A 6958-nucleotide genomic window follows, 5' to 3' on the forward strand; every position below is an offset into this window, starting at 1 on the left:
CACGTGCCCGGGCCAGGGCACGGCGCCGGTCATGCCGCGCGCGAGGGCCTGGCGCGGGGTCGGGGTTTCGATGCCGGAGCGCCCGCGCGGGCCAGGCCGTCGCAGCGCTGCGCGATGAGCGTGGCCAGGCAATCGAGTTGCGCATGGGCGGCTTCGTCGGCGGGACGGAACATCTCCAGCAGGCCCAGGCCGCGCAGCGTGGAGAACACCAGCCCCACGAACCCCTCGCGCTCCGGGTCGCCCGCCAGTTCGGGAAACGCCTCGAAGAACCCCGTGTGCATGCGCGCATTGAGATCCTGGCGCAGCGCGGCGATGTGCGCCACCACCTCGGGCTGGTTGCGGCTGCCCAGGTAGATGTTCCACGCCGCCATGAAGCGCGGCTGCGCATAGACGATGTGCCACGCGGACCGCACGAAATGCTGCGCGCGCTGCAGCGCCGGCAGCGATGCGGCGGGCCACAGCAGGCCCTCGCGGTCCTGCGCCGCGATCAGCTCGGCGAGCACGCGCATCATCAGCGCGGCCTTCGACTCGAAGTGGTGCTGCACCGCCCCAGACGTCATTCCCGCCGTGCGGGCCAGCTCGTGGATCGACATCGCCTCGAAGCTGCGCGACTGGATGACCTCGATGGCCGTGGCGATCAGGCGCTGCTGCGTGGCGGCGCTGCGCTCGGCATGGGTGCGGCGGGGCGTGCGGTGGATCATCGGCGGCAAACGTTATACATTTCGAACGTAATGTAAATACGCGGCAGCGAGACCGTCAATCCCGGGCAATCCCCTGCCTGCGACGGGCTGCCTACAATGAAAAAGCCGCACCCATTCCAGCCTGGAGACACGCCATGAACGCCCCCGCCGCCGCCAAGCACCTGCTTCCCGAAATCCACCTGCGCCCCGTTCCGCAGGCACTGCTCGACGCACTCGCCGCCCGCTTCGGCGCGCAGTGCTCCACGGCCCAGGCGGTGCGTGAACAGCACGGTCGCGACGAGGGCTCGCTCAAGGCGCCGCCCCCCTCGGCCGTGGTGTTCGCCGAAACCACGCAGGACGTGGCCGACGCCGTGAAGCTCGCCGCGCAGCACGACGTGCCGGTGATTCCGTACGGCGCGGGCTCCTCGCTCGAAGGCCACCTGCTGGCCGTGCAGGGCGGCATCAGCATCGACGTGAACCGCATGAACCGCGTGCTCAGCGTCGATGCCGACGACCTCACCGTGACCGTGCAGCCCGGCATCACGCGCAAGCAGCTCAACGATGCCATCAAGGACACGGGCCTGTTCTTTCCCATCGACCCCGGCGCGGACGCCAGCATCGGCGGCATGTGCGCCACCCGCGCCAGCGGCACCAACGCCGTGCGCTACGGCACCATGCGCGAGAACGTGCTGGCCCTCGAAGTGGTCACGGCCGGCGGCGAGGCCATCCGCACCGGCACACGCGCCAAGAAGAGCGCCGCGGGCTACGACCTCACCCGCCTCCTGGTGGGCAGCGAAGGCACGCTGGGCGTGATCACCGAGGTCACCGTGCGCCTGTATCCGCTGCCTGAGGCCGTGTCGGCCGCCATCTGCTCGTTCCCGAGCATCGAGGCGGCCGTGCGCACCACCATCCAGACCATCCAGCTGGGCGTGCCGATCGCGCGCGTGGAGCTGATCGACGCGCACACCGTGCGCATGGTCAACGCCCACAGCAAGCTGGGCCTGCGCGAGGAGCCCATGCTGCTCATGGAATTCCACGGCTCGCCTGCCGGCGTGAAGGAGCAGGCCGAGGTGGTGCAGGAGATCGCGGCCGAGTTCGGCGGCAACGCGTTCGAATGGGCCACCACCCCCGAGGAACGCACCCGCCTGTGGACCGCGCGGCACAACGCCTATTTCGCCGCGGTGCAAAGCCGCCCTGGCTGCCGCGCCATCAGCACCGACACCTGCGTGCCCATCAGCCGCCTGGCCGACTGCCTGCTCGACTCGGTGACCGAGGCCGACGCGAGCGGCATCCCCTACTTCCTCGTCGGCCACGTGGGCGACGGCAACTTCCACTTCGGCTACCTGATCGACCCCGAAAGCGCCGAAGAGCGCCTGAAGGCCGAGGACCTGAACCACCAGCTCGTCGCCCGCGCCCTGCGCCTGGGCGGCACCTGCACGGGCGAGCACGGCGTGGGCCTGCACAAGATGGGCTTCCTCCTGGACGAGACCGGCGCGGGCGCGGTGGACATGATGCGGGCCATCAAGCGCGCGCTGGACCCGAAGAACATCCTGAACCCGGGCAAGATCTTCGCGCTGTGACGCGGGCGGCAGAAGGCCGGCCCCTTGCAGCGATTCAAACATGGCACGTTCTCCGGACGGAACCCACCGGGCGGCGCTGCGCTTCGAAGGCGAGATCCGGTTCGGCCCGGAGTACTTTCGCCTGTCGATCGACGGCCGCGGCATCCCGCACCGGCTCTTCGGCCAGCCCCTCCAATGGTCGCCCGACTCGCGCTTTCTGGCCGCGCAGGAATGGCTGACCACCGACTACGCCGCAGGGCCCATCACCTGCGCTGCGCTGATCGACGTGGACGGGTGGAAGATCGCCCGGCTGGAGGTGCTGGCCAAGGGGTTTGCGCAGGACTTCCAATGGGACGCGGCCTCCCTTCGGTACCAGCAGGCCTTTGCGGCCCGATCCACGGCCCGGTGCGCCCGGGTGGCACTGGAATCCGTGGAGGGCTGGGCGCCCATCGACGCCGCCCCGCCGCTTCCAGCCGATGGGGCATGACGCCTGGGACCGCCGCGCCTGCAACGCTAAAGTCCGCGGGATGGCCACCAACCACCCGGAGAATCCATGAAGTGCTTCGTACACCAGGGCGCCGACGCCGTGGGCACCTGCCGCGCCTGCAACAAGGGGGTCTGCCCGGCCTGCGCCAAGGACCTGGGCCATTCCATCTGCTGCAGCCAGGGCCCTTGCGAGACCAAGGCGCGCACGCTGGATTCGCAGGTCGCGCAAAGCAGCGTGGTGCTGGCCGCGCAGCGGCGCAACCGCTTCCTTGCGCCCCTGTTCTTCATCGCTGCCGGTGCCCTGTTCATCGCCTTTTCCGGCAGCGGCAAAGGGTCATGGTTCGGTTTCGGCCATGCCTTCGGGCTGGGGTTCATCGTTTTCGGCATCGTCCTGGGCATCGCCAGCCACCGGTACGCCAGGGAGCTCGAACGCAAGGCCTGATGCACCGCCGGCCAGCGCCATCCGCCATGCACGGATGGCCAAAAGGCACCCCAAGGCATGAGATGCTCCGCCAAACGCCCAACGCAGGCTTTTGCGTCCATCCAACCATTCCAACAGGGGAGACAAACCCATGCCAGACCACCGCGCCGCCGACAGCGGCTTACAGCAAACGCGCAAGGCCACCGCCAGTGGCTGGATCGGCTCGGTGCTGGAGTACTACGACTTCTTCATCTACGCCACCGCCGCATCGCTGATCTTTCCCCAGATCTTCTTTCCCGCAGGCAACCCGACGGCGGCCATCGTGGCCTCGCTCGCCACCTACGGCGTGGGCTACGTGGCCCGGCCCATCGGTGCCCTGGTGCTCGGCCACTGGGGCGACACCCATGGCCGCAAGCAGGTACTGGTGCTGTGCATGTTCCTGATGGGCTTTTCCACCCTGGCCGTGGGCCTGCTGCCCACCTATGCGCAGGCCGGCCTGCTGGCCCCGGCGATGCTCGTGGTGCTGCGCCTGATCCAGGGCTTCGCGGTGGCCGGCGAGATCTCGGGGGCCAGCTCGATGATCCTGGAGCACGCGCCGACCGGGCGGCGGGGCTTTTATGCCAGCTTCGCGCTGCAGGGCGTGCAGGCAGGGCAGGTGCTGGCGGCGGCGGTGTTCCTGCCGCTGGCGTATTTCTTGCCGGCCGAGCAGTTCAACACCTGGGGCTGGCGCGTGCCGTTCCTGCTGAGCTTCATCGTCATCCTGGTGGGCTACTACATCCGCCGCGAAGTGCAGGAGACCCCCGTGTTCACCGCCGAGCGCCGGCAGGGCGCCGTGCCGCGCGCGCCCATCGTGCAGGCGTTCCAGGAGAACGGGCCGAACATGCTGCGCGTGGTGTGCATGGCGCTCATGAACGTGATCCCGGTGGTGGCGACGGTGTTCGGCGCGGCCTATGCCGTGCAGCCGGGCTATGGCGTGGGCTTCGACAAGAGCGTGTACCTGTGGATTCCGGTGCTGGGCAACATCGTCGCGGTGCTGGTGATCCCGCACGTGGGCAACCTGTCGGACCGCATCGGCCGGCGCCCGGTGTACATCGCCGGCGCGCTGCTGGGCATTGCCTGGGCCTTCGTGTTCTTCGTGCTGATGGACCGGGCGCAGCCGCTCGCCATCTGCGCGGCGGTGGTCGGCGGCCTGCTGATCCACGCCATGATGTACGGCCCGCAGGCCGCCTTCGTGACCGAGCAGTTTCCCAACCGGGTGCGCTATGCCGGCGCCTCGCTGGCCTACACGCTGGCGGGCATCCTGGGGGGCGGCTTCGCGCCGCTGATCATCGCCTCGCTGTTCAAGTCGTACGGCTCCACCGTGGCGGTGTCGCTCTACGTGACGGCCGCGCTGGGCCTCACGCTGGTGGCCCTGCTGGTCGCCCGCGAGACCGCGCACGAGCCGCTGCAGGCCTGAGCCCGCCCGGCCACGCCCGACACAGCCGGCCGCCTGGCCGGCTTTTTCATGTGCGCTCGTTCAGCGGAATGCGCTGCGCCCGTGCGATGGACATCAGCACGCCCAGCGCCAGCCCCAGCGTGACCATGGCGGTGCCGCCGTAGCTCACGAAGGGCAGCGGCACGCCCACCACGGGCAGGATGCCGCTCACCATGCCCATGTTCACGAAGGCGTAGGTGAAGAAGATCATCGACACCGCGCCGGCCATCAGGCGCGAGAACAGCGTGGTGGCCCCGACCGCGATGGCCAGGCCCCGCCACACCAGCATCAGGAAGCACACGATCAGGAACAGGTTGCCGGCCAGGCCGAACTCCTCGGAGAACGCGGCGAAGATGAAGTCGGTCGTGCGCTCGGGAATGAACTCCAGGTGCGTCTGCGTGCCGGCCATGAAGCCCTTGCCCCAGAAGCCCCCCGAGCCGATGGCGATCATGCCCTGGATGATGTGAAAGCCCTTGCCCAGCGGATCGCGCGTGGGGTCCAGCAGGGTGCAGATGCGCTGCTGCTGGTAGTCGTGCAGCACGGGCCAGCGCACCCCGTCGGCGCACAGCTGGGGCTCGAACCACACGATGAGGGCGATGCCGATGCCCCCGATCAGCACGGGCGGCAGCACCAGCTTCCAGGGCAGGCCGGCGAAGAAGATCACCGACAGCCCGGCCGCCAGCACCAGCAGCGAGGTGCCCAGGTCGGGCTGCTTCATGATGAGCCCCACCGGCACCGCCAGCAGCACGCCGGCCACCACGAAGTCCAGCGGCCGCAGCTGGCCCTCGCGCCGCTGGAACCACCAGGCCAGCATGAGCGGCATGGCGATCTTGAGCAGTTCGCTGGGCTGGATGACCAGCCCCAGGTTGATCCAGCGCTGCGCGCCCTTCTTGGTGATGCCGAACAGCGCCACCGCCACCAGCAGCGCCACCCCCACCGTGTACAGCGGAACGGCCATCGCCATCAGCCGCTGGGGCGGCACCTGCGCCACCACGAACAGGATGCCGGCGGCCAGCAGCATGTTGCGGCCATGGTCGTAAAAGCGCGTGCCGTGGTCGTAGCCCGAGGAATACATGGCCACCAGCCCGGTCGATGCCAGCATCAACAGCACCAGGATGAGCAGCCAGTCGAAGCCACGGAACAAGGGCAGGACGCGCTGCAGCAGGGAGGGTTTGTCGAAGACGGCGGACATGGGGCGCGATTATCCGGCCGGCCGAAGGCGCCGCCATCCCGGCACAATCGAAGGCCCCCGGCACTGCCGCACCATTGCCTGCATCGCTCCACGCCGCCGCGCGCCCCACCATGCCCACCACCCACCTGCTCTACCTGCACGGCTTTCGCTCCTCGCCCCAGTCGGCCAAGGCCCGGCAGATGGCGGCGCACGTGGCCGCCCACCATCCGGGCGTGCATTTCTGGTGCCCGCAGTTGCCGCCTTCGCCCCGGGCGGCCATGGGCCTCGTGGCGCAGGGCATCGCGGACTGGCCGCAGGGGGCGATGGCGGTGGTGGGCTCCTCCCTCGGCGGGTTCTACGCGAGCTGGGTGGCGCAGCAGGCCCGCTGCCCGAGCGTGCTGCTGAACCCCGCCGTGGACCCGGCGCGGGACCTGGAACGCTACATCGGCGAGCAGACCGCATGGCACGACCCGGCCGAGCGCTTTTTCTTCCGCCCCGAATACATCGCCGAGCTGCGCGCGCTGGACATGCGGGGCCGGCCCCCGGCCGGCCCGGAACTGGCCATCATCGCCAAGGGCGACGAGCTGCTGGACTGGCGCGAAATGGCGAGCCGCTATGCCGCCGCGCAGGTGGTCCTGCTGGAGGGCGGCGACCATGCCTTGAGCGACTTTCCCGCGCAAATCGGCACGGTGGCGCGGTTCTGCGGCCTGGCCTGAGGGGCGGTCAGGGCATCAAGGCAGCGGGGCGGAGGCCGCGGCGGCCGGGTGGCTGGCCGCCCAGCGCGCGTACTCCTGCGGATAGGCGATGCGGTAGCGCACCGTGTGGAAATCCACCTCGTCCGTGCGCCCGAGCAATGCCGCACTGGCCAGCACCGCCTCGATGACACGGGGCTCGGGCGAGTAATGCAGCAGCCGGGTGGCCCGGGTGTGGACGTCGGCCGCGTTCTGCGCGGTCACGGGTGTCGTCGTCACGGTGGCGAAATCGGCCGTGCCGCGGAAGAAGGCGATATCGCCCAGCACCTTGCGGGCGGTGTCTTCGCGGTAGGCCGGGTCGCGGTCGGGCACGGCGCGGTAGAGCTGGCTCACCCGTTCGTAGTCGCGCACCAGCAGCCCCCCAAAAGCCAGCGCCGCGCCACCGGCCAGCGCGGCGGCGGCGATCCAGGCCGGG

General features: G+C 69.7%; 8 protein-coding genes. 5 read left to right on the top strand and 3 right to left on the bottom strand.

What is annotated here, in order from left to right; translation table 11 throughout:
* Positions 1 to 29: 29 nt before the first annotated feature.
* Positions 30 to 701: a TetR/AcrR family transcriptional regulator gene (locus tag AC27IQ_RS16810; RefSeq protein ID WP_487090133.1), complete on the bottom strand. Its 672-nt coding sequence runs from the start codon at positions 699 to 701 to the stop codon at positions 30 to 32.
* Between the two features lie 134 nt (positions 702 to 835).
* Here AC27IQ_RS16810 and AC27IQ_RS16815 point away from each other — a divergent pair, with 134 nt between their 5' ends.
* The 4 genes from AC27IQ_RS16815 to AC27IQ_RS16830 all read left to right on the top strand — a co-directional run bounded on the left by AC27IQ_RS16815 (position 836) and on the right by AC27IQ_RS16830 (position 4602).
* Positions 836 to 2260, top strand: a complete 1425-nt coding sequence (locus AC27IQ_RS16815) for an FAD-binding oxidoreductase (RefSeq protein ID WP_284405607.1) — start codon at positions 836 to 838, stop codon at positions 2258 to 2260.
* 40 nt (positions 2261 to 2300) lie between these two features.
* Entirely contained in the window at positions 2301 to 2726 is a 426-nt protein-coding gene (locus AC27IQ_RS16820) for a hypothetical protein (RefSeq protein ID WP_487090134.1), read from the top strand.
* Positions 2727 to 2792: 66 nt separating this feature from the next.
* Positions 2793 to 3167 carry a DUF485 domain-containing protein gene (locus AC27IQ_RS16825; protein WP_487090135.1) on the top strand — a complete coding sequence of 125 codons (375 nt, stop codon included), beginning with the start codon at positions 2793 to 2795 and terminating at the stop codon, positions 3165 to 3167.
* Between the two features lie 130 nt (positions 3168 to 3297).
* Entirely contained in the window at positions 3298 to 4602 is a 1305-nt protein-coding gene (locus AC27IQ_RS16830) for an MFS transporter (RefSeq protein WP_487090136.1), read from the top strand.
* Positions 4603 to 4648: 46 nt separating this feature from the next.
* Here the strand turns inward: AC27IQ_RS16830 and rodA are convergent, their stop codons facing one another.
* On the bottom strand, positions 4649 to 5812 hold the full coding sequence (rodA, locus tag AC27IQ_RS16835) for a rod shape-determining protein RodA (RefSeq protein ID WP_487090137.1): 1164 nt from the start codon (positions 5810 to 5812) through the stop codon (positions 4649 to 4651).
* 110 nt (positions 5813 to 5922) lie between these two features.
* Here rodA and AC27IQ_RS16840 point away from each other — a divergent pair, with 110 nt between their 5' ends.
* Positions 5923 to 6507, top strand: a complete 585-nt coding sequence (locus tag AC27IQ_RS16840) for a YqiA/YcfP family alpha/beta fold hydrolase (RefSeq protein ID WP_487090138.1) — start codon at positions 5923 to 5925, stop codon at positions 6505 to 6507.
* Between the two features lie 15 nt (positions 6508 to 6522).
* On the opposite strand, the gene AC27IQ_RS16845 is transcribed toward AC27IQ_RS16840, so the two are convergent.
* On the bottom strand, positions 6523 to 6958 hold a 436-nt coding region (locus AC27IQ_RS16845; protein ID WP_487090139.1), incomplete at its 5' end, for a Wzy polymerase domain-containing protein.

This window comes from Acidovorax sp. KPB24-07 (genome assembly GCF_057543315.1).